A 23,226-nucleotide genomic window follows, 5' to 3' on the forward strand; every position below is an offset into this window, starting at 1 on the left:
TTGAGGTAGCGTCAGACATGGGCCTTGTTGTTGCTGGATGGGATTCGACACCCACATCCTCGCGGCGACAAGGCTCCTCAACGCTCAGCCCGCGCCGTCACCCACCCACCCTCGATTGGGAAGAGCCGACAATGCCTCCTGCAGGTTGCGGCTGAGCCCCTCCAGGCTGTGCCGCCTGCTCACCACGTGCGCGGCGATCGAGGCGTGCGCAGCCAGCACCAGGCCCATGTTGCGGGCCTCCTGGTCGAAGGCCTCCGGGACGTCGCCGAAGATGTTCAGTGCGCCGGCGCAGGGCAGCTTGGCGCCGGGTACCGGCAAGTCGTCGGGCGTGGTGTCGAGGTGGTACGCCACCAGCGAATGGACGCCGAACGCCAGCGGACGATCACCGAGCACTGGCCAGCGCTCGTCGGGGAACGACCGCACGTGCACCTTGGGCAGCCGCAGCGCGTCGAGGCAGGGGCCCTCTCCGACTTCATACTGCGCCCGGTCGACCGCGGCCGCGTTGTCATCAGTGGCCGCGATGGTGTGGCAGCCGTCGGTGTCGCAAATCGTGACGCTTGCGTATCGGCAACCCGGCACCGTCAGCACCGCCGCGTGGGTGATCCGTTCCAGCACCTCGGACAGGCTGTTCGCGGTGTACAGGTACGAGGCGATCTCGGCGAACTGGGCGGCCAGTAGCAGCGGCGGGCCATCGCCAGAGCCCTCGTTCAGCGGCTGCTCCAGGTGCGCGGTGATCGCCCCGCGCAGGCGACGGGCCTCCTCACGCTCGGCCCTGGCGGCCCCACGTTCGGCGCGAGCTCGGGCGCGGACATCGGCCCCATCCCGCAGCTGCTGGTCGGTGGCCGACGTCGGGTGCCCGATCGCCAGCGCGCTGGCCGCCAGCCGCCCGGCGAACTCGTCGAGTTGCGCCTCGCGGGCGTCCACCAGGGCCTCGTGCGCGTCAGCCGCCGCCTCCCGCTCGTCGGTGCTGCCATCCCGGGCCTCGGCGACGAAACTCTGCTTCTCAGCGGCCCAGAGCCGCTCCTCATCGGTAGGTGCTCCGGACATGTCGCCCTCCTCGCTCCCGGGAACACGCCAAGACTAGGGCGCCCGGCTGTGAAATGCCCGCGCGGGGGTCACGTCGTCGTCCGATAGGGTGGGCGCACGCCCGGCGTCCTACCCCGTGCAGAATAAGGGCGGTGTGCCAGCTGGGCTGTTCAACTGGCACACCTGGGACGGTCGGACGCCCGGGCGCCCCACCACCCGTGGCCTCCCCTTACCCCGCGCGCGCGGTATGAACCTGTCGGGAGGTCACGGGGCTGCTGATTTCCGCCGCCGCCCCGACCCGCCCCCCGGCCGCAAGCCCAGATAACGAATTGGTCACGATGCCGGTCGGCAGCTGGACGTGCCCGCCCTGCTCTGTCACTCTTTAGGAAACCGGTTACCTAACGGATCGCGACGGAGCGTGGCAATGGAAATCGAGCAAGTGGACGTCGGCCTGTACAAGGTGCCGCTGGACCGAACGATGAAGGACAGCACGCACGGTGACATGAGCTACTTCGAGCTCATCACGGTGCGCATCGCCGATCGGGACGGGGTCACCGGCACCGGCTACAGCTATGGGGTCAATGCTGGTGGAGCGGGCATCGCGGTCCTGATCGACAGGTACCTGCGCGACGTCCTCGTCGGCAAGGACGCCGACCAGATCGAGGCGCTGTGGCAGCAGATGTGGTGGTGCCTGCACTACGCCGGCCGTGGCGGCCCGGTCACCTCGGCGATCTCGGCGGTGGACATCGCGCTGTGGGACCTGCTGGGCCGGCGCTCCGGGCAACCGTTGTGGAAGCTGTTCGGCGGCTACGACCCGGTCGTCCCGGTCTATGCCGGTGGCATCGACCTGGAGCTGTCCACCGAGGAGCTGCTCGCCCAGTCCGATCGCTTCCAGTCCGAGGGGTTCCGGGCGATCAAGATGAAAGTCGGCCGACCCAACCCGCGCGAGGACGTCACCCGGGTGGCTGCGATGCGCGAGCACCTCGGCGAGAACTTCCCGCTGATGGCCGACGCCAACATGAAGTGGACCGCCGACCAGGCGATCAGGATGGCGCGGGCCCTGCAGCCATTCGACCTGATGTGGCTGGAGGAACCGGTCATCCCCGACGACTTCGACGGCCAGTTGCGGGTGGTGCGCGAGGGCGGCCTGCCGATCGCGGCCGGCGAGAACTGGCACACCATCTACGAGTTCGCCCGCGCGATCAGCACCGGGGCGGTCACCTTCGTCGAGCCGGACGTCTGCAACTGCGGCGGCTACACGGTGTTCAACAAGATCGCCGCCCTGGCCGAGGCGAACAACCTGCCGCTGACCAGCCACGGCGTCCACGACCTCACCGTGCACTCGCTGGCCGCCGCCCCCACACGCACCTACATGGAGGCCCACGGCTTCGCGATGGGCGACTACATGGACCAGCAGATGCAGGTCTGCGACGGCTTCGTCACCGCACCCGACCGTCCGGGCCACGGCATCGACCTCGACTTCGACCTGCTCGAACCCCATCGCGCCTGACCAACCCGACACCACAAGCACCGAACAACCAACACAATCCTCGAAGGAGACTCGCAATGTCGGAGTTCAACGACAAGATCGTCCTCATCACCGGCGCCGGCTCGGGCATGGGCAAGGCCATGGCTAAGGGCTTCGCCGAACGCGGAGCCCTGGTGGTCGTCGCCGACCTGAACCCCGAGGGTGGCCAGGCCGCGGTGGAGGAGATCACGTCGGCAGGCGGCCGGGCGGAGTTCCGGGAACTCAACGTCGCCGACCCCGATATGTGCCACCAGGTGGTGGACGCGGTGGTCGCCGACCACGGCCGGCTCGACGTGCTGATCAACAACGCCGGCATCGGCCTGATCAAGGAGGTTGAGAAGACCACCCCGGACGAATGGGACCGCATCTTCGCCGTCAACGTCAAGGGGCTGTTCTTCATGGCCCAGGCGGCCTGCAAGCACATGCGCGAACAGCGCAGCGGCAAGATAATCAACCTCGCATCCCAGGCCGGCCGCCGCGGTGAGGCCCTGGTGGCCGCCTACTGCGCGTCCAAGGCCGCCGTGATCTCGATCAACCAGTCGGTCGCGCTGGCCATGGCCCCCTACGGCGTGAACGTGAACGCGATGGCCCCCGGCGTGGTCGACACCCCGTACTGGAAGCAGGTCGACCACGAGTTCGGCCAGATCACCGGCAAGGCCGACGGCGAGACCTTCCGAGACGTGGCCAGGAACATCCCGCTCGGTCGCACCTCGGTGCCCGAGGACGTCGTCCCGCTGGCGCTCTTCCTCGCCAGCGAGGGCGCCGGTTACATCACCGCCCAGTGCTACGGCGTCGACGGCGGCGCCTGGTACGCCTGACCAACCACCCGCCAAGCGAACACCCTGAGGAGAATCATGGATTTCACATTGATCGACAGCCCCGCGAAGATGCTGGTCGCCGGTGAGTGGGTCGAGACCGACGAGCGTCAGGACGTCATCGACCCCACCACCGGGCAGGCCTTCCAGTCGGTGCCGGTGGCCAGCCAGGAGCACATCGACCGGGCGGTGGCCGCCGCCCGCCAGGCCCAGGCCGAGTGGCGGACCCGCACCTACACCGAGCGCGCCGAGGTGCTCGAGCGGTGCGTCCAGTTGTTCGAGGAGCACCGCGAGGAGATCGCCCAGATCGTCACCCAGGAACAGGGCAAGCCACTTGCCGAGTCCCGCGGCGAGGTCGGTGGCGCCCAGGCGTTCTTCAACTACGCCATCAGCCAGAAGTGGCGGGTTGATGGCCAGGTGATGGCGTCCAACTGGCACCGGCAACGGCTGATGTCGGTGGACGAGCCGGTGGGCGTGGTGGCTGCGATCATCCCGTGGAACTTCCCGTCGGCGATCTTCGGTCGCAAGGCCGGCCCGGCCCTGATGGCCGGCAACGCCATCATCATCAAGCCGAGCAGCGAGACGCCGCTGACCTCGCTGGCGATGGCGAAGCTCTGCCTGGAGGCCGGCCTGCCCAAGGGTCTGATGAGCGTCCTGACCGGGCCGGGCAGCAGGATCGGCAACGCGCTGGTTACCCACCCGGGCACCGACATGATCACCGTCACCGGGTCGACCCGCGCCGGCAAGCAGATCCTGGCCGCGGCAGCCGACAAGCTGATCCCGGTCTCGCTGGAACTGGGCGGCAAGGCGCCATTCATCATCTTCGACGACGCCGACCTGGACATCGCGGTCCAGGACGCCGCGGACGCCCGGCTGATGAACTGCGGCCAGGTCTGCACCTGCAACGAGCGGCTCTTCGTGCAGCGCGGCGTGGCCGACGAGGTCATCGCCCGGCTGGCCGAGAAGTTCCGCGAGGTCAGGATCGGCCTGCCGACCGAGGAGGGCACCACGATGGGCCCCAAGGTCTCCGGCAGCGAGCGGGACAAGGTGCGCGAGTACGTCGAGTCGGCGGTCGCCAGTGGCGCGAAGATCGAGGTAGGCGGCCTGGACGTCCCCCAGGGCGTGCCCAGCGGCGGTTACTGGGTGCAGCCGACCCTGCTCACCAACGTCACCAACGACATGGAGATCGCCCAGCACGAGGTCTTCGGGCCGATCCTGCCGGTGGTGGTCTTCGACGACTACGACCAGGTGGTTGCCTGGGCGAACTCGACCCAGTACGGGCTCACCTCCTACGCCTACACCAGCGACCTGAACACCGCGATGCGGATCACCCAGGACCTGGAGTTCGGCGAGGTCTACGTCAACCAGCAGGGCCCGGAAACCGTCCAGGGCTTCCACACCGGCTGGAAGGCGTCCGGGCTGGGTGGCGATGACGGTCCCAACGGGTTCGAGAAGTACCTGCGCAAGAAGACCCTCTACATCAACTACCGCTGACCGACCACTGCTGACAAGGGGCCAGCCATGCGCCGACCAGGGCAATCCGGGACGTCGTCACCGGCCGTCCTGGTCGGCGCGCGCGGTGCTGCCCCGATCGATCAGGGTGGCCGGGAACGGCAGGGTCGCCGACCGCGGGGCCGCACCCTCGATCTGGGCCATCAGGGCGTCGATGGCCGCCCGGCCCAGCTCCCGGAAGGGTGGCTGCAGGGTGGTCAGCGGCGGGATCGTGAAGGCGGCCGGCGGGGCGTCGTCGGCACAGATCACCGAGACGTTCTGCGGGACTGCCAGCCCGGCCTCGTGCAGCACCGACAACACACCCATGGCCTGCCGCAGCGTGCCGACGAAGACACCGGTGGGACGCCGTGGCCCGGCCAGCAGTTCGCGCATCGCCTCGGCGCCGCCCTGCTCGGTGAAGTCCCCGTGCGCGAGCCGGGGGGCGGGCAGCCCCAGCCGGGCCGCGCAGGCCTGGAACCCCTGGATGCGGGACCGGGAGCTGGAGATCGTCGTCGGGCCGTCCACCTGGGCGAGCCGGGTGTGCCCGAGCCCGGCCAGGTGCTCGACCGCGGTCGCCGAGGCGGACTCCATGTCGATCACCACGTTGCGGCTGGACCCCTCGACCGCCCGGTTGACGAAGACGTGCGGCACCCGGTAGCGCTCCAGCGCCGGACCCACGTCCTCACCGAACGCACCGACCAGCACCCCCGCCGACAGCCCGTCGCGCAGCAGCGACTCGAAGCCGGGGTAGACGCCGGACTCGTCAGCCTCCAGCAGCATCAGGATGTGCTGGGCGTGGTTGGCAGCTTCGAGGGCGCCCTGCAGGATCCGGTCGTAGGCCGGGTTCGACAGGTCGGGCATCAGCATGGTGACCACGCGGGTGCGCGACTCGGCCAGCGCCCGGGCCATGGCGTGCGGCTGGTACTCCAGTTCGCGGGCCGCATCGATGATCCGCTGCCGGGTCTGGGGGCGGACGTTGATGGTGTCGCGATTGTTGATCACCCGGGAGGCCACCGACTTGGTGACGCCGGCCTTCGCGGCCACGTCGGCGAGGGTGGCGCGCCTCGGCGGCTGCAGCTGCATGAAGTACCCCCTAGCGCCCAGCTTCGGGCCAAGGGTAGCAGGACGGCCGGGGTTCCGACCCTGTCCACAAGTACAGACGACCGGGGCCGATTCGGCCCCCAACCGCCGGTTTCCAGGAAGGCGCCGGCCGGCAACCCAACGGGTGGCGACCGCCACCCTTCCCAATGGGAGGAAAGATGAAGATTCACAAGACAGGCGTGTGGGCGGCAGCCATCGTCCTTGGCATGGGGCTCGCCAGCTGCTCCCAGGGTGGCACCAGTGGAGGCGGTGCCGCCTCGCCCGCTGACTCGGCGGCCGCGGCAGCGTGCGCGTTGGCCACCGCGGAGGATCCGGGCAACGCCCCGGCGCCGACCAACGTGCCCACCGCCGACAACGCACCGGCCCTGGAGCAGAAGGACACCTACAACGTTGCCTTCAGCCAGAACGCCAGCAACAACCCGTGGCGGCTGGCCGAAACCGCCTCGATGCAGGAGACCGCGGATTCGCTGGGCTATCAGATGACGGTGACCGACGCCAACAACGACCAGGCCAAGCAGATCCAGGACGTTCGCAGCCTGATCGCGCAGAATCCGGACATGCTCTTCATCGCCCCGATGACCGAGCAGATGGCGCCGGTGGTCGTTGAGGCCGCCGAGGCCGACATCCCGGTGGTGCTGCTCGACCGGCAGGTCGACGAGTCGGTGGCCATCCCGGGCACCCACTTCGTGACCGTGATCAGCTCCGACTTCGTCCAGGAGGGCAAGCGGGCTGCGGTGCAGATGGCCAGGGCCACCGGCGGCAACGCCAAGATCATCGAGCTCGAGGGCACCACCGGGTCGTCCCCCGCGAACGACCGCAAGAAGGGCTTCGACGAGATGATCGCCGAGTGTGACGGCATGGAGATCGTCGCCTCGCAGGACGCCGACTTCACCCGTAACAAGGGCCAGCAGGTGACCGAGACGCTGCTCCAGGCGCACCCGGACGTCAATGCCATCTACGCGCACAACGACGAGATGGCCCTGGGCGCGATCGCAGCCATCAAGGCGGCCGGCAAGGTGCCCGGCGAGGACATCTTCGTGGTGTCGGTCGACGGTTCCAAGGAGGCCGTGCAGGCCATCATCGACGGCGACCTGTACGCGTCGGTGCAGTGCAACCCGGAGTTCGGTCCGGCTGCCTTCGACGTCATGCAGCGCTACGCCGCTGGCGAGGCGATCCCGACCGCGATCATCAACGAGGACATCGTCTACACCGCCGATAATGCCGAAGCGGAACTGGCCAACGCGTTCTGACCCGCTGAAGTGAACCATCGGGTGGGGTGCGGCCGACCGCTGCACCCCACCGCCCAACCAGGAGCTGACAACATGGCCTCCAGCCAGGCCCTCCTCACGATGGAGGGGATCGACAAGGCGTTCAACGGCGTCCCGGCCCTGCGCAACGCGTCCCTGCAGGTCAACCGGGCAGAGGTCCGGGCCCTGATCGGGCAGAACGGCGCCGGCAAGTCCACCATGATCAAGGTGCTGACCGGGGTCTACAGCAAGGACGCCGGGGTGATCCACTTCGACGGTGCCGAGGTGGAGTTCGACTCGCCGAACACCGCCCAGCACAACGGGATCGCCACGATCTACCAGGAGGTGAACCTGGTCCCCTACCGCAGCGTGGCGGAGAACATCTTCCTCGGCCATGCCCACAAGCGGCGTGGACTGCTCGACTGGAAGACCATGAACCGGCAGGCCGACGAACTGCTGCGCGACCGGCTGCACATGAGCGTCGACGTCAGCCGGCCGCTGCAGGACTACACCATCGCCACCCAGCAGATGACCGCCATCGCCCGGGCGCTGTCGTTCGACGCCAAGCTGGTGATCATGGACGAGCCGACCTCGTCGCTGGCCGAGGCCGAGGTGCAACGGTTGTTCGAGGTCATCCGCCGGTTGAAGGCCGACGGGGTGTCGGTGCTGTTCGTCTCGCACCGGCTCGACGAGCTGTTCGCGGTCTGCGACCGGGTGACGGTGATGCGCGACGGGCAGACGGTGAAGGACGCCGCGATGGGCGAGATCACCAAGTACCAGCTGGTCTCGCTGATGATCGGTCGCGAACTGGCGAAGATCGAACGCCGCAGTCAGGCCGAGGCGCCCGAACTGTCCGCCGAACCGTTGGTGAGCGCCGAGGAGCTGTCCCGGCCGCCGGTGTTGCGGGACGTGTCGCTGCAGGTGCGGCCCGGAGAGATCGTCGGGTTGGCCGGGCTGCTGGGTTCTGGACGCTCCGAGACCGCCCGGGCGCTGTTCGGGCTCGATCACGCCGATGGTGTGGTGACGGTGGACAACGAGGCGGTGCGGTTCCGCGGCCCGCGGGACGCCATCGCCAACAAGTTCGGCTTCCTGGCCGAGGACCGCAAGGCCGAGGGCATCATCCCCGGGATGTCGGTCAAGGAGAACATGACGCTGGCCGCACTGCCGGCCATCACCAGACAGGCCCGGGTCGACACCAGGCGGCAGACCAGCATCTACCAGCAGTACGTGGAGTCGCTCAGCGTGGCCTGCGCCGAGCCCGACCAGCCGATCGAGGAACTGTCCGGCGGTAACCAGCAGAAGGTGCTGATCGCGCGCTGGCTGGCCACCCACCCGCAGTTCCTGATCCTGGACGAACCGACCCGCGGCATCGATGTCGGGGCCAAGGCGGAGATCCTCCGCCTGGTCAGGAAGCTGGCCGACGACGGGGTCGCGGTGCTGTTGATCTCGTCGGAGAACGAGGAACTGATCGCCAGTTGCGACCGGGTGATCGTGCTGCGCGACGGCACCAGCGTCACCGAACTGGTCGGCGACGAGATCTCCGAGGATTCGATCATGCAGGCCATGGCGTCCGGCAGCGCCCAGACTGCCGCAGAGGAGCTCAACCAGTGACCACCAACCAGACCCTGGTCCCGAGCAGTGCCGGGCCATCCGGCGCCTCGGCGGCGTCCAGTGAGCGCAAGCGGCTCGGCGTGGCCGGCTTCCTGCAGGCCTACGGCGCGTTGACCGCCCTGGTCATCCTGTTCATCTACAACGCGATCACCAGCCCCAACTTCCTCACCGTGCAGAGTCTGGTGAATGTGCAACTGCGGCAGGCGGCGCCGGTGGCCATCGTGGCGCTGGGCATGGCGCTGGTGATTGCGACCGGCGGCATCGACCTGTCGGTCGGCTCGGTGATGGCGATCGCCGGCCAGATCGGCGCGCTGTCGGTCGCCTCCGGGATGCCGGCCGGCCTGGCGATCCTGCTGGCGCTGGCGGCCAGCCTGGTGGTGGGGCTGTTCAACGGCACCCTGGTCTCCCGGTTCGGGGTGCAGCCGATCATCGCCACCCTGATCATGTTCATCGCCGGCCGGGGGATCGCCCAGCTGCTCACCATGGGACAACTGGTCACCATCCGCAACGAGGCCTTCGGGTTCCTGGGTCTCGGCCGGATCGGTCCGCTGCCGTTCCAGGTGGTGGTCTTCCTGCTGATCTGGCTGGCGGTGGCACTGGTCGTCCGCTACACCGCGTACGGCCGCTACCTGATCGCCACCGGCGCCAACGAGCCGGCAGCCCGACTGGCTGGCGTCCCGGTGCACACCGCCAAGCTGTCCGCCTATGCGGTGGCCGCCGGGCTGGCCGGTCTGGTCGGCCTGATCGAGGTCAGCCGGCTGTCGGGCTCGGACGCCAACAACACCGGCATGGGCATGGAACTGGACGCGATCGCGGCCGTCGCGGTGGCCGGCACCCCGCTGGCCGGTGGCCGGCTGACCCCCACCCGGGTGGTCATCGGTGCGGTCATGCTGCGGCTGCTGCAGAACACCATGATCGCCAAGGGGTTGCCGCGCGAGGCGGCCCAGATCGCGCAGGGACTCATCATCATCGCCGCCATCATCATCCAGCGGCGGTCAGGAGGGAAGCGATGAGCGCCAAGACCGTCAACGGCACCCTGGAGGCGGCGGTCGTCACCCACACCAAGCCGCTCGGCTGGCTGGGCATGGTGCAGCGGCAGGGCGCGCTGATCGCCCTGATCGGGCTCTACGTCTTCGGGGTGGTCCGCTACGGCGAGGCATTCGCCGTCGGCGCCAATCTGGGCAACTTCATGGCAGACGTGGTCAAGTACGCGCTGCTGGCGCTCGGCATGAGCTTCGTCATCCTGGGTGCCGGCATCGACCTGTCGGTCGGCTCGGTGATGCTGCTGGGCGGTGTGATCGCCGGGCAATCGAGCGCGATGGGCGCCCTGCCCGGGTTCGGTTCGGCGCTGCTGGTCGGGATGGCAGTTGGCCTGGTCAACGGCCTGCTGATCGCGAAGCTGCACCTGGAACCGTTCATCGTCACCCTGGCCACCCAGCTCGCCGTCCGCGGTATCGCCCTGCTGCTGTGCGACCGCCGTTCGGTGGTGGCCAGTCCGGAGGGCAACTTCCAGGCGGTGGGGCAGGCCAGGCTGGTGGGGGTGCCGGTGAGCGTCATCTTCATGGTGTTGATCTTCGTCGCCGGTGCCATGGTGTTGCACTACAGCTCGTTCGGACGCGACGTGCTGGCCTTCGGCGGCAACGAGCAGGCGGCCCGGCTGATGGGCCTGCCGGTGGAACGGTCGAAGGCGCTCACCTACGTGATCTCGGGTGGCTGCGCCGGCCTGGCGGGTGCGTTGCTGATCTCACAGAACGGTTCCATCAACCCCGGCGCCGGCGTGGGCTGGGAGATGTCCGCGATCGCGGCTGTCGTCGTCGGCGGGACCCTGCTCAGCGGCGGGGTGGGCTCGATCATGGGCTCACTGGTCGGCGTGATCCTGCTGCAGCTGATCTTCAACCTGATCGTCTTCGAGAACGGCCGCGGCGGCATCACCATCAGCCCCTACTGGGAGTCGGTGATCCGCGGCGGTTTCCTGCTCTTCGTCGTGCTGTTGCAGGTCAGGCTGGCCCGGAAACGAGCGGTGTAGCGAGGACGCGATGGACCTGGAGCAGCAGCGGCGGCTCATCCTGAGCGGGCAGGTGTACAACGACCTGACCCCTGAGCTGGATGCCGCCCGGCAGGCGGCGATCGAGGCCACCAACGCCTACAACGCCAGTTACGGCCGCCCGGCGGCCGAACGTGCGGCGCTGCTGGCCCAGGTGGTCGGCCACGCCGGCGCCGGTTCGTTCTTCGAGCCGGTCTTCCGCTGCGAGTTCGGCTACAACATCCACCTGGGTGACAACTTCTACGCCAACTTCGACTGCGTACTGCTGGACGGCGGCGGGATCACCATCGGCGACAACGTCCTGTTCGGGCCGCGGGTCGGCATCTACACCACCAACCACGCCGTCGACCCCCACGAGCGGGCGCAGGGCGCCTGCTACGCCAGGCCGGTCACCATCGGCGACAACGTGTGGGTGGGCGGCGGTGTCACCATCACGCAGGGGGTGACGATCGGTGCCAACTCGATCATCGGGGCCGGCGCCGTGGTGACGAGGTCGATCCCGGCCGACACCATCGCGGTCGGCGTTCCGGCGCGTCCGATCCGGACCATCACCAGGGCCGACCGCACCGGGTACCGGCCTCAGGCCAGGTAACGGTTCAGGACGTGGTGCCACTTGAGTTCGGGGACGTCCGGACGCAGGGCCGCGGTGCCGAGGCCGTACTTGCTGACGTGCAGCGGCCGGTGGCCCATCGACCACAGCACTCGGTCGACCCGGGAGGGTCGAGCCGCGCCCTTCGTCTCGACGACGATGAACCGGTCGAAGTCGATTTCCAGCGGCCCGTTCGGGCAGGTCGCGGGTAGCCCGCACGCGAGGTCGACATCGATGGTCAGCCGCGAGACCGGTGCACCCTGGGGCTGGGTGTACTGCACGGTGCGCCGGCGGTAGGCGGTCGTCAGCGCCGGGATGAGGGTGACGACGGGCGCGTCGGCGATGCCCCGTTCGCGGAGGGTCTCGGTGATCCACCTGAGCTCGTCAAGGGTGAGGTCGTCGTCGCTCGTGCGGCGTTCGATCCGGTCCTTGATGGTGGTGCCGCGCGGGCCGCGGGTCTTGACCTCCAGCCAGCGCTGTGAGGTGTGCAGGTACTCCCGGGTGCGAACCTTGAACCGGCGCCGGCGGCGGCGTCCGGCATCGAAGTAACAGGCCAGCCCGGGGGTGTCGTAGTAGCAGGAGCGGTAGCCGAACCACGTCATGCCGTCGATCTGCAGGACGCGCACCCCGTCGGGCAGCCGGTGGTCGAACTCGGCCAGCTCGGTCAGCGGTAGCAGGTACTTGCGGTCGACCCGGTCCAGCAGGCTCGACTCGTTGACGAGTTGTTCGAGGCCGATCGTGGCGGTCATCGGGCCGACTGCCGTTCCGGGTGCCAGACGGCCGGCTGCGCCTGGCCGCCGCGCGCCGGGCGGTACCGGACGTGCACGGTGGTTGTGTCGTTGACGGTGTCGACGCGACGAACCACCAGCTCGACGATCTCGCCGTTGACCAGCGACGACGCCCAGGCCTGCAGCAGGTCCGGGGCGGTGACGGCCTGGTCGAGGACCAGGTCGGCGCTGGCGGTCGGGCCGGTCATCCACGGGTGGTCGCCGATCGCCACCGCGACCAGCACCAGGCACATCAGGCCGGCTCCCCAGGCGAGCGGGATGCCGCTGAGCCCGCCCAGCAGGCCGAGGCTGAGCGAGGCGAAGTAATAGGCGATCTCGCGGTGCGCCAGTTCCTCCGAACGCAACCGGATGATCGACAGGACGCCGAACAGGCCGAGCCCAAGGCCCGCGCTGACCGTCCCGGTGGACAGCGCGGTCGCCACTGCCAGCACGCCGACGTTGGTCACCAGGAAGCTCGAGACCAGCTCGCGGCGTCCCTGCCGCTGCAGGTGGAGCACAATCAGCACGGTGATGGCGACCAGGTCGCCGGCCAGCAGGATCGGGTTCATGCCGCTATCCAGCCTGAGCGGACTGGGTGCGGTCGATGTGGTCGCTGTCCCCGGGTTGTGAGTCTTGCGAATGTTGGTTTAGCAACTAAACTGATCTGGTGACGGTGATTGCGTTGTTCGGGGCGACCGGGAAGATCGGTCGCCGGGTGCTGGACCGGGCGTTGGCGGCCGGGTACCAGGTGCGGGTGCTGGTGCGCGACCCCGCGAGGCTGACCACTTCGCACCCGCGGTTGACGGTGCTGACCGGTGATGTGCTGGACGTCGATGCGGTGGAGCGGACGGTGGTCGGCTCGGACGTGGTGCTCGCCCTGTTCGGCCACGTGAAGGATTCCCCGAAGACCCTGCAGACCGACGGCACCCGCAACATCGTGGCGGTGATGCAGGCGCACCAGGTCCCCCGGCTGGTCACGCTGTCCGGCGGCGGGCTGCGCGCCCCGCAGGACCGGCCGAAGCTGCCCGACCGGGTGATCCGCACCCTGCTCAAGCTGATGGCCGGGCACGTGCTGGCCGACGCCGAGGGCCACCTTGATGTGCTGCAGGCGTCCGGGCTGGACTGGACGGTGGTGCGTGGGCCGGTTCTCACCGAGGACCCGGGCAAGGGCCGGTACCGGGTGGGCTGGGTCGGGGTGGACGCCAGCACCCGGATCAGCCGGGACGACCTGGCCGACTTCATCATCAGCCAGGTCACCGATCGCAACTACGTCGGCCACCTCCCATTCGTCAGTGACTAGCCCGGACGCCCGCCTCGACCTGATCAGCCGGGCGGTGGAGTCGATCGTCGTCTGGGCCCGCACCTTCGACTCGCACCGTTCCTTCCCGTTCGGCGACCTCCAGTTGAGCCGGTCCCAGGTGGAGGCGCTGTTCCTGATCGTCCACGCCGACCAGCCGGTGACACCCGGCCTGTTGGCGAGCAGGCTGGACATCACGCCGGGGGCGGTCACCCAACTGGTGTCCGGGCTGCTGGCCGCCGGCCTGGTCGAGCAGCACACCGACCCGACCGACGCCCGGCGGCGCGTCCTGCGGCTGGCGCCTGCGTGGCAGGACCGGGTGGCCGGCTTCGAGCAGGACCTGGTGCGCGAAGTTGCGCCGCGCTTCGACGCGCTGGCCGACGACGAGCTGCGGACGCTGGCCGACCTGCTGGCCCGGACGACGAGCAACTGACCGCCGGGCTGGCTTCGATGAACGGGCCAGCTTGAATGAATAGGTGAAGTCTGCTTCACTAGTTCTCAACGGAAGGGGAGTATCCCACACTGCGGCGTCGACACTTCGGCCATCCGGCCCGGCGCACCGGACCCGCTCAGGGTTGGGGAGAGACCTTCGATCAACCAAGCTGATCGAAAGGTTCGAGTGAAATGGATGTCCCGTTCTGGGTCTGGGTGGCCGTGCTCGGCTTCATCGTCGTCATGCTGGCCGTCGACCTGTTCGCCCACCGCCGCGCCCACGTCATCTCGGTGCGCGAGGCCGCAGTCTGGTCTGCCATCTGGGTCGCCTTCGGCGTCGGCTTCGGCGTCCTGATCTGGCAGGTCTGGGGTGCCGAGTTCGCCCAGCAGTACTTCGCCGGGTACCTGATCGAGAAGTCGCTGGCCGTCGACAACGTCTTCGTCTGGGCGATCATCTTCACCTACTTCGCGGTGCCGGCACAGTTCCAGCACCGGGTGCTCTTCCTCGGCGTGCTCGGCGCGCTGGTCTTCCGCGGGCTGTTCATCGCCGGCGGTGCCGTGCTGATCCAGAACTTCTCCTGGATCCTGTACATCTTCGCCGCGTTCCTGCTGTGGACGGGCTGGAAGATGATCCGGGAACGCAACGTGCACCTCGACCCCGAGAAGTCGGCGGTGCTCCGGGTCTTCCGGCGGTTCGTCCCGATGACCGACGCCTACCACGGGCAACGCTTCCTGGTGCGCAAGGGCGGCGTCCTGCTGGCCACCCCACTGCTGGCCGTGCTGGTGCTGGTGGAGGCCACCGACGTCATCTTCGCCGTCGACTCCATCCCGGCGATCTTCGCGGTCACCGATGAGGTCTTCCTGGTCTTCACCGCCAACGCCTTCGCCATCCTCGGATTGCGGGCGATGTACTTCCTGCTGGCCGACCTGATCCACCGCTTCGTCTACCTCAAGATCGGCCTGGCCCTGGTGCTGATCTGGGTCGGCATCAAGATGCTGCTGAAGATCGACATCTTCTACATCCCGACCACCATCTCGCTGGCCGTGGTGGCCACCATCATCACGGTCTCGATCGTGGCCAGCCTGCGCGCCACCCGGGGTCAGGGACGCCACGCCCCGCCTGCGCCCGAGAACCCGCCGTTCCGGCTGGCGACGCAGGACGAGGAGGCAGCCGTGGAGCCGCTGTGGCTGCGGCGGACGGCTGGCGCACGATGACCAGCCGGCGGAGGGAGACCGGATGAGCCCGGCAGATGAGGACGGGCAGCAGCGCCCGGCCTGGACCTTCCTGAGCAACCACGGCCACGTCCTGGTGGCCGTGGCCAACTCGGCAGACGCCCGGGTCAGCGAGATCGCCGCCGTGGTGGGGATCTCCGTCCGGGCCACCCTGGCCATCCTGAAGGACCTCGAGGACGCCGGCCACCTCACCCGGCACCGGGTGGGACGCCGCACCCACTACACAGTCGATGTGCACCGGCACTTCCGGCACCCGGCCGAGGCGGGCCACGAAGTGGGTGAGCTGCTGGCCGTGCTGGCGCACAAAGGTGGCGTCCCGGCCAGTTCCTGACCGGGACGCCACGACTGTGGGTTGCCAGGTGATCAGCCGGCAGCGGGCAGCAGGACCCCGTCGATGACGTGGATCACGCCGTTGCTGGCCATCACGTCGGTGGCGGTGACGTTCACCCGGGCGCCGGTCTCGTCGACCAGCACCACGCCGCCGTCCACCACCTCGATGGTCAGCGACCCACCCTGGACAGTCTCCACCGACTGGTCGTCCAGTTCGACGACGTCCGCAGCGAGCACCTCACCCGGGATGACGTGGTAGGTCAGCACCTCGGTGAGTTGGCCCGACGGATCGGCCAGCAACTCGTCCAGGGTGCCCTCGGGCAGGGCGGCGAATGCTTCGTCGGTCGGTGCGAAGACGGTGAACGGTCCCGGTCCCTTCAGGGTCTCGACCAGGCCCGCCTCGGTGAGCGCGGTGGCCAGGGTGTTGAAGTCGCCGGCTGCCACCGCGGTGTCCACGATGTCGGCCGTTGCGGCGTCCATGGTGGGCGATGGGCTGGTCATGGTCGGGGAGGCCGTGGTCGCCGGCGCTGAGGTGGCCGGGGCGGTGGTGGCAGGAGAGGTGGTCGATTCGGAAGTGTTGTTACCGGAGGTGCAGGCTCCCAGAAAAAGAGCCAGTGCGGCTGCGCCGGTTGCGGCGTACTTGAGCTTCATGATGAACCTTTCGTCCAAGGGCTGTACAAGAAGCGTGCAATGTCTGTAGAGGTCTGTCAATACCCTGCACAAGGTTTGTATAGTTCTCGTAGGAGGTGCCATGTACACGATCAAGTGGGTGGCCGATCAGCTCGGGGTGGCGCCCGGCACGCTGCGGGCGTGGGAGCATCGGTACGCAGTGGTGGCGCCGGCGCGAACCGAGGCAGGGCACCGGCTCTACAGCGAGCACGACCTGGCCGTGTTGAGGGCCATGGCCCGGCTGGTGGACGCCGGCATCCAGCCCGCCCAGGCCGCCGAGCAGCTCAGGAATGGCGGGCGGGTGCGCCCATCCGGGAACCAGGTGGCCGACGGCTCGCCCGGACTGCCCGCTCCGTCCGACCTGGTCGCAGCGGCTGCCGGCTACGACCTGCCGGCGCTGGAGGCCACCCTGGACGCCGCGTTCTCCGCCGCCACCTTCGAGCACGTGGCCGGCAGCTGGCTGATGACCGCGCTCGACGAGGTGGGGGACGCCTGGCATCGCGGTGAACTCGACGTGGCGCAGGAGCACTTCGTCAGCGCCAGCATCATGCGCAGGTTGTCGGCCGCCTTTGATGCCGCCGGCCAGGCCCGGTTCGGCAAGCGCATCCTGATCGGGCTGGCGCCGGGTGCCACCCACGAGATCGCCACGCTGGCCTTCGCGACCATGCTGCGTCGGGCGGGTCTGCAGGTCACCTACCTGGGCCCCGACCTGCCGGTGCCCAGCTGGGTGGAGGCGGTCCGCGCCACCAGACCGGACGCGGTGGTGGTCACCGCCCCCCGACCAGCCGACGGGACGGCAGCCGCCGAGGTGATGGCCGCGCTACGCGAGCAGTGGCCGGGCATCCGCAGCCACGTCGCCGGGCCGGGCGCGCCCGAACAGGACGCCATGCCGGACGCCACCCTCACCGAAGGGCTGGACTGGCTGGTATCGACCGTGAACGCACGCTGATCCGGCGCTCGGAAGGAGGCCGCCGGCTGGCCAGCATCGGCGGTCTGGTACAGTTGACAACTCAACTGAATAAGCCTTGGACACGCGGCGGGAGAGACCCGCAGCAGCGGGCGCCGAAGGAGCAACCTCCCCCGGAAACTCTCAGGCCGCCATACCGCCGCGTCGAGGCTCCTCTGAAAAGCAGCCAACCGGCTCACCCAAGGTGAAATGCGGACGCCGTCCGCCAAAACTCTCAGGTCAATGACAGAGCGGGGAACGTCCTTGTCCGCCCGACCTGAGGAGTCCCTGCCGTGGCTTTCAGCACCAATGAAGAAGTGCGCGTTCCAGCGCCCAACCGATCCACCCGGAACCGTGGACTCGGCATCGTCGCGATCATCGTCTCCGCCACCGCCATGGGGCTGGCCGGCGTGCTCGGCCGGCTCGCCACCCCGTCCGGCGCGGTGATCGGCTCGGCCCTCACCATGGGCCGCATGCTGGTCGGCGCGCTCGGCATGCTGGTCATCCTGGCGTTCGGGCGACGACTGGGGACGCTGCGGCGCATCCGGCTGTCCTGGTCGGTGGTGCTCGGTGGGGTCTTCCTCGGGCTCTCGCTGGCCACCTACCTGTCGGCCACGGTGCTGACCGACCTCGCCCGGGCGGTCGCGTTGCACTACCTGGGCCCGGTGGTGGCTACCGGGCTGGCCTGGCTGCTGCTCAAGGAGCGCGCCAGCACCACCGAGATCGTGTCGCTGTCGATCAGCTTTTGTCGGCATGATGCTCGCCGCCGGGGTGATCGACTCCCACACTGTGCTGCCGACCGGGCAGCAGCTCCAGGGTGACGTGCTGGCCGCGGTGTCCGGCGTCCTGTACGGCGCCGCACTGTTGTGCTACCGCTACCGCGCCGACATGCCATCCGATGTCCGCAACCTGTGGAACTTCGTCTTCGGTGCGCTGGGCGCGGCCGGCATGGTGGTCATCACCCGCCCCGACATGTCCGCCATGACACCGACCAACTGGGCCTGGGCCTGGGTCTTCTTCGTGGTCTGCGGGCTGTTCGCGCTCGGCCTGCTGGTGGTTGCCGGCAAGCACCAGCGCGCCGTCGAACTGTCGGCGCTGTCCTACTGGGAGGTCGTGGTCGCGATGCTGCTGGGCGCGGCGGTCTTCGGCGAACTCATCTCACCGCTGGCCGCCACCGGCGCCGTCCTGATCGTCGTGTCGGCGATCTGGGCGCTGACTGCCGGCACTCCCGCTGGGGAGGACGCGATAGACAAGCCGGGCGAACTGGCCGACCGGCCGGGCCGACTCGAGTCGCAGCCGGTCTGACTCCACCCGTCGCGGCAGCAGCGGCGCACCGCCGGTGAGCGCTACCGGGGCCACCGACAACGCGATCTCGTCCAGGGCGCCGGCGTCCAGGAACTGACCGGCGAGGTCGCCGCCGCCCACCACCCAGATGTTTCCGTCGCCGGCGGCCTCGCGGATCGCGGGCAGGGCGTCGGCCACCGAACCCCGGACGAAGCGGATGTTGGCGTCCTCGGGCACCGGAAGTTGACGGGTGGTGAAGACGAAGGTGGGCCGGTCGCCGTGGAAGTCCCGCCACCGCTCGGGGTGGGTCAGGATGTCCTGTTCGTCCAGCACCCACTGGTAGGTGGTGGAGCCCTCGACCAGCACCGTGCAGCCTTCGGGCATCAGGTCCTCCTCCGGCTGTTCGCCGCCGCCGACTGCGAACAGCCAGGCCAGCGAGTTCTGCTCATCCGCGATCCAGCCGTTGAGGCTGGTCGCGGTGTCGAACACTATTCGTCCCATGAACCGAGGGTAGTTCGGTGACCCGGACGCACAACCAGACCCCGATCAGCGCGCCGACGCTGTCCAGCAGCACATCGGTGACCTCGGCACTTCGGCCGGGCACCAGCGCCTGGTGCAGTTCGTCGGTGGCGGCGTAGCCGGTGGCGATCAGCCAGGCGACCAGCGCGGGCCTGGCCCAGCCGGTGAGGTGGGTCGCCCGCGCGGTCAGCCAGCCGAGGACGAGGTAGCCGAGCAGGTGGCCAAGCTTGCGCAGTGGCTTGTGCAACAGGTCTAGCGTCTCGGCCGACGGGCCGGCAAGCCCCAACGCGTTGGCCAGCGCATCGACGATGGACTCCAGCACCCGCAGGCCGGCTCCGCTGAGTTCGGCGGACGCCTCCGACGGCTGCGCCGACAGCAGGAAGATCACCAGCATCCAGGCAGCCACCAACGTCCACGCCACAACCCGTGTCCGCCGGCTGACCATCCGCCCATCATCCCACCGGCACCCCAGCTGCGGTTTGGCGTCCGATGCGCCCGGGTACTCGCCAACCAACGCCCGAACCACGAGCCCGAGGAGCCGACATGGCGACCGAGCAGACCGTCGACCTGATCGTGCGCCGCCTGACCGACTGGGGCGTGCAGCGCATCTACGGCTACGCCGGGGACGGCAACAACCCGCTGCTCGGTGCGCTGCGGCGGGCCGGCAACTCCCCGGAGTTCATCCAGGCCAAGCACGAGGAGGGCGCCGCCTTCATGGCCACCGGCGAGGCCAAGTACACCGGCGGGGTAGGGGTGCTGACCGTCACCCAGGGGCCGGGCGCAATCCACGTCCTCAACGGCCTCTACGACGCCAAGCTGGACAGCGCGGCGGTAGTGGCGCTGGTCGCCCAGCAGCACACCAGCGTGCTGGGGTCGGGCTACCAGCAGGAGGTCGACCTGGCGACGCTGTTCCAGGACGTCTCGTCGTTCGTCGAACAGGTCTCCGCGCCCGAGCAGTTGCCGATGGTGCTCGACCGGGCCTTCCGGTCGGCGCTGAGCAGCCGGCAACCGGCGGTGCTGATCCTGCCGCACGACGTGCAGAAGCAACCCCCGGCCGACCTCGGCCAGGAGCACGGCGAGATCAGCACCGCTCCGTTGTGGTCGCACGGCACATTGTTGCCCGGCGAGGACGACCTGACCGCCGCAGTGCAACTGATCGAGGCCGGCGAAAGGCTCACCATCCTGGCCGGGCAGGGTGCCCGGCGCGCCCAGGATGAACTGATGGCGCTGGCGGAGCACCTCGGCGCCGCAGTGGCCACCAGCCTGCTGGGCAAGCCATACCTGGACGAGTCGCATCCGCTGGCGGCCGGCACGATGGGCCACCTGGGCACGACAGCCGCTGCCAGGGTGATGCAGAACTGCGACACCCTGCTGATCGTCGGCTGCAACAGCCCGTGGACCGAGTTCTATCCGGCCCCGGGCCAGGCCCGCGCGGTGCAGGTCGACACCGATCCGGTGGTGCTGGCCAACCGCTACCCGGTCGAGGTCGGCCTGGCCGGCGACGCCGCGGCCACCCTGGCGGCGCTGCGCGAGCGCCTGCAGCCGAGGACGGACAGCCCGTGGCGTGAGCAGGTCGAGCACCACGTCCGCGACTGGCACGAGATCTCCCGACGCCGGGCCGAGGTGCCGGCCGCCCCGCTCAACCCAGAACTGGTGGTCAGGTCGTTCGCGCAACGCATCCCGCCCGACGCGCAACTGGCCATCGACGTCGGCAGTTGCGTCTACCACTACGTGCGTCAGATGAACCTGCCCACCTCGGTGCCGGCACACCTGTCCAGCACGTTGGCCAGCATGGGTTGCGCGGTGCCGTACGGCCTGGCCGCCAAGGAATCCGAACCCGGGCGTCCGGTGGTGGCGGTCGCCGGGGACGGCGCGATGCTGATGCTCGGCAACACCGAACTGGTCACGGTGGCGCAGCGTTGGCGGGGCTGGCGGGACCCGCGCTTCGTCCTGCTGGTGCTGCACAACCTCGACCTGTCCGAGGTGACCTGGGAGCAGCGCGAAACCGAGTCGCAGCCCCGGTTCGTCCCCTCGCAGGAGCTGCCCAGGTTCGACTTCGCCGGTTACGCCGAACTGATCGGGCTGCGTGGCCTGCGGATCGGCGGCCGGGACGATATCGCTGACGTGCTGGGCGAGGCGTTCGCGGCCGACCGGCCGGTGGTGGTCGAGGCGCTCACCGACCGGGACGTGCCGCTGCTGCCACCCTTCCCGCACGGCCGGAAGCTGGCCGAGGCGATGCGCGAGGGCATCGGCGCAGAGGGGGACGCCGGACGGCACGCCCGGGAACTGCTGGACCGCTACGAACGGATCGAGGCGGAGTACCAGTAGCCGGCCTCAGCCGTCCAGACCGGCCAGGAAGGCCTCCACTTCGGCCGCGAACCGGTCGGACGCCTCGAGCTGCGCCCAATGCCCGCAGTCGGGAACCAGCACCAGCCGGGCGTCCGGCATTCGTTCGGCCGCAGCCCTGGAGTTGTCCGGGGAGACCAGCGGATCCTGTGCGCCGTGGAAGAACAGGGTGGGTGCGCCGATCCGGTGCACCAGCGGCAGCATGTTGTTCCGCATGCCTCGACGTTCCAGGGTGGCCTGGTTGTAGCGGGCGTAGCCCATCCCCGCCCGCGGCCGCCGGGCCTCCCGGACGAACTCGCTGCGTACCTGCTCGGGCAGGTCGCCGATGTCGTGGACCATCGCCTTCATGGCCTGCCCGGTGAAGCGACTCGCCAGGCCGGCCAACGGAACCAGGACGGCGTCCGGCAGTTGGGCGGCCGCCCAGGCGGACCACTGAACCACCGGGTTGTCGAATCCGGCGGACAGGCCGCCCGGCGCGACGAGCACCAGCCCGGCCACCAGGTCGGGGTGGCGCAGCCCGAGGTTCAGCGTCACATCCCCACCCATCGACACCCCCACGGTCACCGCCCGGCTGATCCCGACTGCCTCGGCGACGCGAACAGTGAAGTCTGCCATCACGGCGGGCGGCCCCAGCGGATCGAGCGTGGTGTACCCGAAGCCGGGCAGGTCGAAGGCGATCACCCCGCGCTCGGCGCCCCAGGCCTCGAACGCGTGGAACCACGAGATCCCGGCGTTGTCGTAGCCGCCTCCGTGGACCAGTAGCAGCGGGAACCGGCCCGCCGGGTGGTCGGCGGCAGACCGCAGCAGTCGGACCGTGCCGCCATCCAGGTCGAGCTGCTCCTCGACTGCGCCTGGCGGGATGAGATGCGTCGCCTTGGTCATGCTCCTGACGTTAGCCGGACACGCTGGGTGGTGGTTATTCGAACTCGGGCTGACTAGCCTCGGAAACGTGGGTGGCCATGAACGCGCAGAGTCCGGGGACCAGTAGCCCTGCCGGGGCATTCGCGCTCGCCGCAGTGTTGATCATCACGCTGGCGGCGTGGGTCGGTGCGCGTTCACCCGGGCCGCTGGACGCCTCGGCGCCGCCGTCCCAGTTCAGCGCCGGCCGGGCCATGCAGTACCTGGAGCTGACCAGTCCAAACGAACCGACACCCATCGGCTCGCCGGGCAGCGACCGGGTCGCCGCCCAGCTCACCGACGAACTGGTGCGCCTGGGGTTGCGGGTGCAGGTCACCGAGGACGTCGCGGCCCGCGCCTTCGGACCCAACACCGTCGCCGGCCGGGTGCAGAACATCATTGCCACCCTGCCCGGCACCGACCCGACCGGAACGGTGATCATCGCCGCGCACTACGCCTCGGTCTTCGGTGGCCCCGGGGCAGCCGACGACAAGGCCGCCGTGGCGTCCGCCCTCGAGACCGTCCGGGCGGTCGTCGAGACCGGACCGCTGCGCAACCACCTGGTCGTGCTGCTCACCGACGGTGAGGAGGCCGGCCTGCTGGGCGCCACCGCCCACGTCGACCGCGAGGGGCCACGGGGTGTGGTGCTGAACTTCGAGGCGATCGGCAACGGGGCCCCGTCCATGCTCTTCGAGACCACGCCCGGCAACGCAGGGCTGCTGCGCGCCTACACCGAGGCGGCACCGCACCCGGCGGGCGACTCGATGCTGGCGGCCATGTACGGGGCGATGGACCAGTTCAACACCGACCTGACGGTCTTCGCCGATGCCGGCTACCTAGGAGACTGCTGAACAAGTGCGTGTCTGTGCCCGGGTGGTGGGGCCGGGTGCGGGAGCCTTGGTCGTGTGCAGGGGCGATCGCGGGATTAGCGGGATCTGTTCGATGCGGAGTCGATGGCCGGGGAGTTGCTTGAGCCGGGGAGTGTGTTCGCGTTCCTGGCTGAGCAACGGTTGGCGCTGTTCCCGGAGGAGATGTTCGCCGACTTGTTCCGCTC

Annotated in this window: 24 protein-coding genes, 1 pseudogene and 1 riboswitch; of the genes and pseudogenes, 17 read left to right on the plus strand and 8 right to left on the minus strand. The window is 69.2% G+C overall.

Annotated features, from left to right (window positions below):
- Positions 1 to 84 precede the first annotated feature (84 nt).
- Complete coding sequence (locus WBL05_RS09215) at positions 85 to 1,047, minus strand: GAF domain-containing protein (protein ID WP_424225401.1); 963 nt, start codon at positions 1,045 to 1,047, stop codon at positions 85 to 87.
- Between the two features lie 403 nt (positions 1,048 to 1,450).
- Here WBL05_RS09215 and WBL05_RS09220 point away from each other — a divergent pair, with 403 nt between their 5' ends.
- The 3 genes from WBL05_RS09220 to WBL05_RS09230 are packed head-to-tail and all read left to right on the plus strand — an operon-like array spanning position 1,451 to position 4,863.
- Positions 1,451 to 2,536, plus strand: a complete 1,086-nt coding sequence (locus WBL05_RS09220; RefSeq protein ID WP_424225402.1) for a mandelate racemase/muconate lactonizing enzyme family protein — start codon at positions 1,451 to 1,453, stop codon at positions 2,534 to 2,536.
- Between the two features lie 56 nt (positions 2,537 to 2,592).
- A complete protein-coding gene (locus tag WBL05_RS09225) occupies positions 2,593 to 3,372 on the plus strand; it encodes a glucose 1-dehydrogenase (protein WP_424225403.1) in 780 nt (259 codons plus the stop codon).
- A gap of 36 nt (positions 3,373 to 3,408) precedes the next feature.
- Entirely contained in the window at positions 3,409 to 4,863 is a 1,455-nt protein-coding gene (locus tag WBL05_RS09230) for an aldehyde dehydrogenase family protein (RefSeq protein WP_424225404.1), read from the plus strand.
- Positions 4,864 to 4,920: 57 nt separating this feature from the next.
- Here WBL05_RS09230 and WBL05_RS09235 read toward each other — a convergent pair whose 3' ends face one another.
- Positions 4,921 to 5,943, minus strand: coding sequence for a LacI family DNA-binding transcriptional regulator (locus WBL05_RS09235; protein ID WP_424225405.1), 1,023 nt, complete (start codon positions 5,941 to 5,943; stop codon positions 4,921 to 4,923).
- Between the two features lie 176 nt (positions 5,944 to 6,119).
- Here WBL05_RS09235 and WBL05_RS09240 point away from each other — a divergent pair, with 176 nt between their 5' ends.
- From WBL05_RS09240 to WBL05_RS09260, 5 genes are all read left to right on the plus strand, one after another.
- Positions 6,120 to 7,211, plus strand: coding sequence for an ABC transporter substrate-binding protein (locus WBL05_RS09240; protein WP_424225406.1), 1,092 nt, complete (start codon positions 6,120 to 6,122; stop codon positions 7,209 to 7,211).
- 72 nt (positions 7,212 to 7,283) lie between these two features.
- A complete protein-coding gene (locus WBL05_RS09245) occupies positions 7,284 to 8,819 on the plus strand; it encodes a sugar ABC transporter ATP-binding protein (RefSeq protein ID WP_424225407.1) in 1,536 nt (511 codons plus the stop codon).
- Positions 8,816 to 9,832 carry an ABC transporter permease gene (locus WBL05_RS09250; RefSeq protein WP_424225408.1) on the plus strand — a complete coding sequence of 339 codons (1,017 nt, stop codon included), beginning with the start codon at positions 8,816 to 8,818 and terminating at the stop codon, positions 9,830 to 9,832. The genes WBL05_RS09245 and WBL05_RS09250 overlap by 4 nt, the downstream gene beginning before the upstream one ends.
- Positions 9,829 to 10,845, plus strand: coding sequence for an ABC transporter permease (locus tag WBL05_RS09255; protein ID WP_424225409.1), 1,017 nt, complete (start codon positions 9,829 to 9,831; stop codon positions 10,843 to 10,845). The genes WBL05_RS09250 and WBL05_RS09255 overlap by 4 nt, the downstream gene beginning before the upstream one ends.
- A 10-nt stretch (positions 10,846 to 10,855) precedes the next feature.
- Positions 10,856 to 11,455, plus strand: coding sequence for a sugar O-acetyltransferase (locus tag WBL05_RS09260; protein WP_424225410.1), 600 nt, complete (start codon positions 10,856 to 10,858; stop codon positions 11,453 to 11,455).
- Here WBL05_RS09260 and WBL05_RS09265 read toward each other — a convergent pair.
- A complete protein-coding gene (locus WBL05_RS09265) occupies positions 11,443 to 12,201 on the minus strand; it encodes a VTC domain-containing protein (RefSeq protein ID WP_424225411.1) in 759 nt (252 codons plus the stop codon). The two genes, WBL05_RS09260 and WBL05_RS09265, sit on opposite strands and share 13 nt — an antisense overlap.
- Positions 12,198 to 12,788 (minus strand): DUF4956 domain-containing protein, encoded by a 591-nt coding sequence (locus WBL05_RS09270; RefSeq protein WP_424225412.1) that lies wholly within the window; start codon positions 12,786 to 12,788, stop codon positions 12,198 to 12,200. The genes WBL05_RS09265 and WBL05_RS09270 overlap by 4 nt, the downstream gene beginning before the upstream one ends.
- A 98-nt stretch (positions 12,789 to 12,886) precedes the next feature.
- Here WBL05_RS09270 and WBL05_RS09275 point away from each other — a divergent pair, with 98 nt between their 5' ends.
- From WBL05_RS09275 to WBL05_RS09290, 4 genes are all read left to right on the plus strand, one after another.
- Positions 12,887 to 13,519: an NAD(P)-dependent oxidoreductase gene (locus tag WBL05_RS09275; RefSeq protein ID WP_424225413.1), complete on the plus strand. Its 633-nt coding sequence runs from the start codon at positions 12,887 to 12,889 to the stop codon at positions 13,517 to 13,519.
- Entirely contained in the window at positions 13,512 to 13,949 is a 438-nt protein-coding gene (locus tag WBL05_RS09280; RefSeq protein ID WP_424225414.1) for a MarR family winged helix-turn-helix transcriptional regulator, read from the plus strand. The genes WBL05_RS09275 and WBL05_RS09280 overlap by 8 nt, the downstream gene beginning before the upstream one ends.
- A 191-nt stretch (positions 13,950 to 14,140) precedes the next feature.
- Complete coding sequence (locus WBL05_RS09285) at positions 14,141 to 15,163, plus strand: TerC family protein (RefSeq protein ID WP_424225415.1); 1,023 nt, start codon at positions 14,141 to 14,143, stop codon at positions 15,161 to 15,163.
- A 22-nt stretch (positions 15,164 to 15,185) separates the two neighbouring features.
- Positions 15,186 to 15,512 (plus strand): hypothetical protein, encoded by a 327-nt coding sequence (locus WBL05_RS09290; protein WP_424225416.1) that lies wholly within the window; start codon positions 15,186 to 15,188, stop codon positions 15,510 to 15,512.
- Between the two features lie 32 nt (positions 15,513 to 15,544).
- Here the strand turns inward: WBL05_RS09290 and WBL05_RS09295 are convergent, their stop codons facing one another.
- Positions 15,545 to 16,162 carry a fasciclin domain-containing protein gene (locus tag WBL05_RS09295; RefSeq protein ID WP_424225417.1) on the minus strand — a complete coding sequence of 206 codons (618 nt, stop codon included), beginning with the start codon at positions 16,160 to 16,162 and terminating at the stop codon, positions 15,545 to 15,547.
- A 100-nt stretch (positions 16,163 to 16,262) separates the two neighbouring features.
- Between WBL05_RS09295 and WBL05_RS09300 the strand changes: the two genes are divergently transcribed.
- The 3 genes and pseudogenes from WBL05_RS09300 to WBL05_RS09310 form a co-directional block, all read left to right on the plus strand.
- Positions 16,263 to 17,129 carry a MerR family transcriptional regulator gene (locus WBL05_RS09300; protein WP_424225419.1) on the plus strand — a complete coding sequence of 289 codons (867 nt, stop codon included), beginning with the start codon at positions 16,263 to 16,265 and terminating at the stop codon, positions 17,127 to 17,129.
- A gap of 78 nt (positions 17,130 to 17,207) precedes the next feature.
- Positions 17,208 to 17,296: riboswitch (glycine riboswitch) on the plus strand.
- A 123-nt stretch (positions 17,297 to 17,419) separates the two neighbouring features.
- Positions 17,420 to 17,947 carry an EamA family transporter gene (locus WBL05_RS09305; protein WP_424225420.1) on the plus strand — a complete coding sequence of 176 codons (528 nt, stop codon included), beginning with the start codon at positions 17,420 to 17,422 and terminating at the stop codon, positions 17,945 to 17,947.
- Positions 17,883 to 18,281, plus strand: a pseudogene (locus tag WBL05_RS09310) (EamA family transporter); the annotation flags it as partial. The gene WBL05_RS09305 and the pseudogene WBL05_RS09310, both read left to right, overlap by 65 nt.
- Before the next feature lie 3 nt (positions 18,282 to 18,284).
- On the opposite strand, the gene WBL05_RS09315 reads toward WBL05_RS09310, so the two are convergent.
- Together WBL05_RS09315 and WBL05_RS09320 are read right to left on the minus strand one after the other, a co-directional pair.
- Positions 18,285 to 18,911: a dihydrofolate reductase family protein gene (locus WBL05_RS09315; protein ID WP_424225422.1), complete on the minus strand. Its 627-nt coding sequence runs from the start codon at positions 18,909 to 18,911 to the stop codon at positions 18,285 to 18,287.
- Positions 18,856 to 19,374 carry a VanZ family protein gene (locus WBL05_RS09320; RefSeq protein ID WP_424225423.1) on the minus strand — a complete coding sequence of 173 codons (519 nt, stop codon included), beginning with the start codon at positions 19,372 to 19,374 and terminating at the stop codon, positions 18,856 to 18,858. The genes WBL05_RS09315 and WBL05_RS09320 overlap by 56 nt, the downstream gene beginning before the upstream one ends.
- 98 nt (positions 19,375 to 19,472) lie before the next feature.
- On the opposite strand from WBL05_RS09320, the gene WBL05_RS09325 reads away from it, so the two are divergent.
- The gene (locus WBL05_RS09325) at positions 19,473 to 21,257 is read left to right on the plus strand and encodes a thiamine pyrophosphate-requiring protein (RefSeq protein ID WP_424225424.1); all 1,785 of its coding nucleotides are present in this window, start codon (positions 19,473 to 19,475) and stop codon (positions 21,255 to 21,257) included.
- Between the two features lie 6 nt (positions 21,258 to 21,263).
- Here the strand turns inward: WBL05_RS09325 and WBL05_RS09330 are convergent, their stop codons facing one another.
- Positions 21,264 to 22,157, minus strand: a complete 894-nt coding sequence (locus WBL05_RS09330) for an alpha/beta fold hydrolase (protein WP_424225425.1) — start codon at positions 22,155 to 22,157, stop codon at positions 21,264 to 21,266.
- Between the two features lie 77 nt (positions 22,158 to 22,234).
- Between WBL05_RS09330 and WBL05_RS09335 the strand changes: the two genes are divergently transcribed.
- Complete coding sequence (locus tag WBL05_RS09335) at positions 22,235 to 23,023, plus strand: M20/M25/M40 family metallo-hydrolase (RefSeq protein WP_424225426.1); 789 nt, start codon at positions 22,235 to 22,237, stop codon at positions 23,021 to 23,023.
- The last annotated feature ends 203 nt before the right edge of the window (positions 23,024 to 23,226 follow it).

Source organism: Brooklawnia sp., from assembly GCF_049651565.1.
GTDB lineage: Bacteria > Actinomycetota > Actinomycetes > Propionibacteriales > Propionibacteriaceae > Brooklawnia.

Coding starts and splice junctions, on each gene's coding strand:
- WBL05_RS09215 (WP_424225401.1), bottom strand. CDS start 1,047: ATGTCCGGAGCACCTACCGATGAGGAGCGGCTCTGGGCCGCTGAGAAG.
- WBL05_RS09220 (WP_424225402.1), top strand. CDS start 1,451: ATGGAAATCGAGCAAGTGGACGTCGGCCTGTACAAGGTGCCGCTGGAC.
- WBL05_RS09225 (WP_424225403.1), top strand. CDS start 2,593: ATGTCGGAGTTCAACGACAAGATCGTCCTCATCACCGGCGCCGGCTCG.
- WBL05_RS09230 (WP_424225404.1), top strand. CDS start 3,409: ATGGATTTCACATTGATCGACAGCCCCGCGAAGATGCTGGTCGCCGGT.
- WBL05_RS09235 (WP_424225405.1), bottom strand. CDS start 5,943: ATGCAGCTGCAGCCGCCGAGGCGCGCCACCCTCGCCGACGTGGCCGCG.
- WBL05_RS09240 (WP_424225406.1), top strand. CDS start 6,120: ATGAAGATTCACAAGACAGGCGTGTGGGCGGCAGCCATCGTCCTTGGC.
- WBL05_RS09245 (WP_424225407.1), top strand. CDS start 7,284: ATGGCCTCCAGCCAGGCCCTCCTCACGATGGAGGGGATCGACAAGGCG.
- WBL05_RS09255 (WP_424225409.1), top strand. CDS start 9,829: ATGAGCGCCAAGACCGTCAACGGCACCCTGGAGGCGGCGGTCGTCACC.
- WBL05_RS09260 (WP_424225410.1), top strand. CDS start 10,856: ATGGACCTGGAGCAGCAGCGGCGGCTCATCCTGAGCGGGCAGGTGTAC.
- WBL05_RS09265 (WP_424225411.1), bottom strand. CDS start 12,201: ATGACCGCCACGATCGGCCTCGAACAACTCGTCAACGAGTCGAGCCTG.
- WBL05_RS09270 (WP_424225412.1), bottom strand. CDS start 12,788: ATGAACCCGATCCTGCTGGCCGGCGACCTGGTCGCCATCACCGTGCTG.
- WBL05_RS09285 (WP_424225415.1), top strand. CDS start 14,141: ATGGATGTCCCGTTCTGGGTCTGGGTGGCCGTGCTCGGCTTCATCGTC.
- WBL05_RS09290 (WP_424225416.1), top strand. CDS start 15,186: ATGAGCCCGGCAGATGAGGACGGGCAGCAGCGCCCGGCCTGGACCTTC.
- WBL05_RS09295 (WP_424225417.1), bottom strand. CDS start 16,162: ATGAAGCTCAAGTACGCCGCAACCGGCGCAGCCGCACTGGCTCTTTTT.
- WBL05_RS09300 (WP_424225419.1), top strand. CDS start 16,263: ATGTACACGATCAAGTGGGTGGCCGATCAGCTCGGGGTGGCGCCCGGC.
- WBL05_RS09315 (WP_424225422.1), bottom strand. CDS start 18,911: ATGGGACGAATAGTGTTCGACACCGCGACCAGCCTCAACGGCTGGATC.
- WBL05_RS09320 (WP_424225423.1), bottom strand. CDS start 19,374: ATGGTCAGCCGGCGGACACGGGTTGTGGCGTGGACGTTGGTGGCTGCC.
- WBL05_RS09325 (WP_424225424.1), top strand. CDS start 19,473: ATGGCGACCGAGCAGACCGTCGACCTGATCGTGCGCCGCCTGACCGAC.
- WBL05_RS09330 (WP_424225425.1), bottom strand. CDS start 22,157: ATGACCAAGGCGACGCATCTCATCCCGCCAGGCGCAGTCGAGGAGCAG.
- WBL05_RS09335 (WP_424225426.1), top strand. CDS start 22,235: ATGAACGCGCAGAGTCCGGGGACCAGTAGCCCTGCCGGGGCATTCGCG.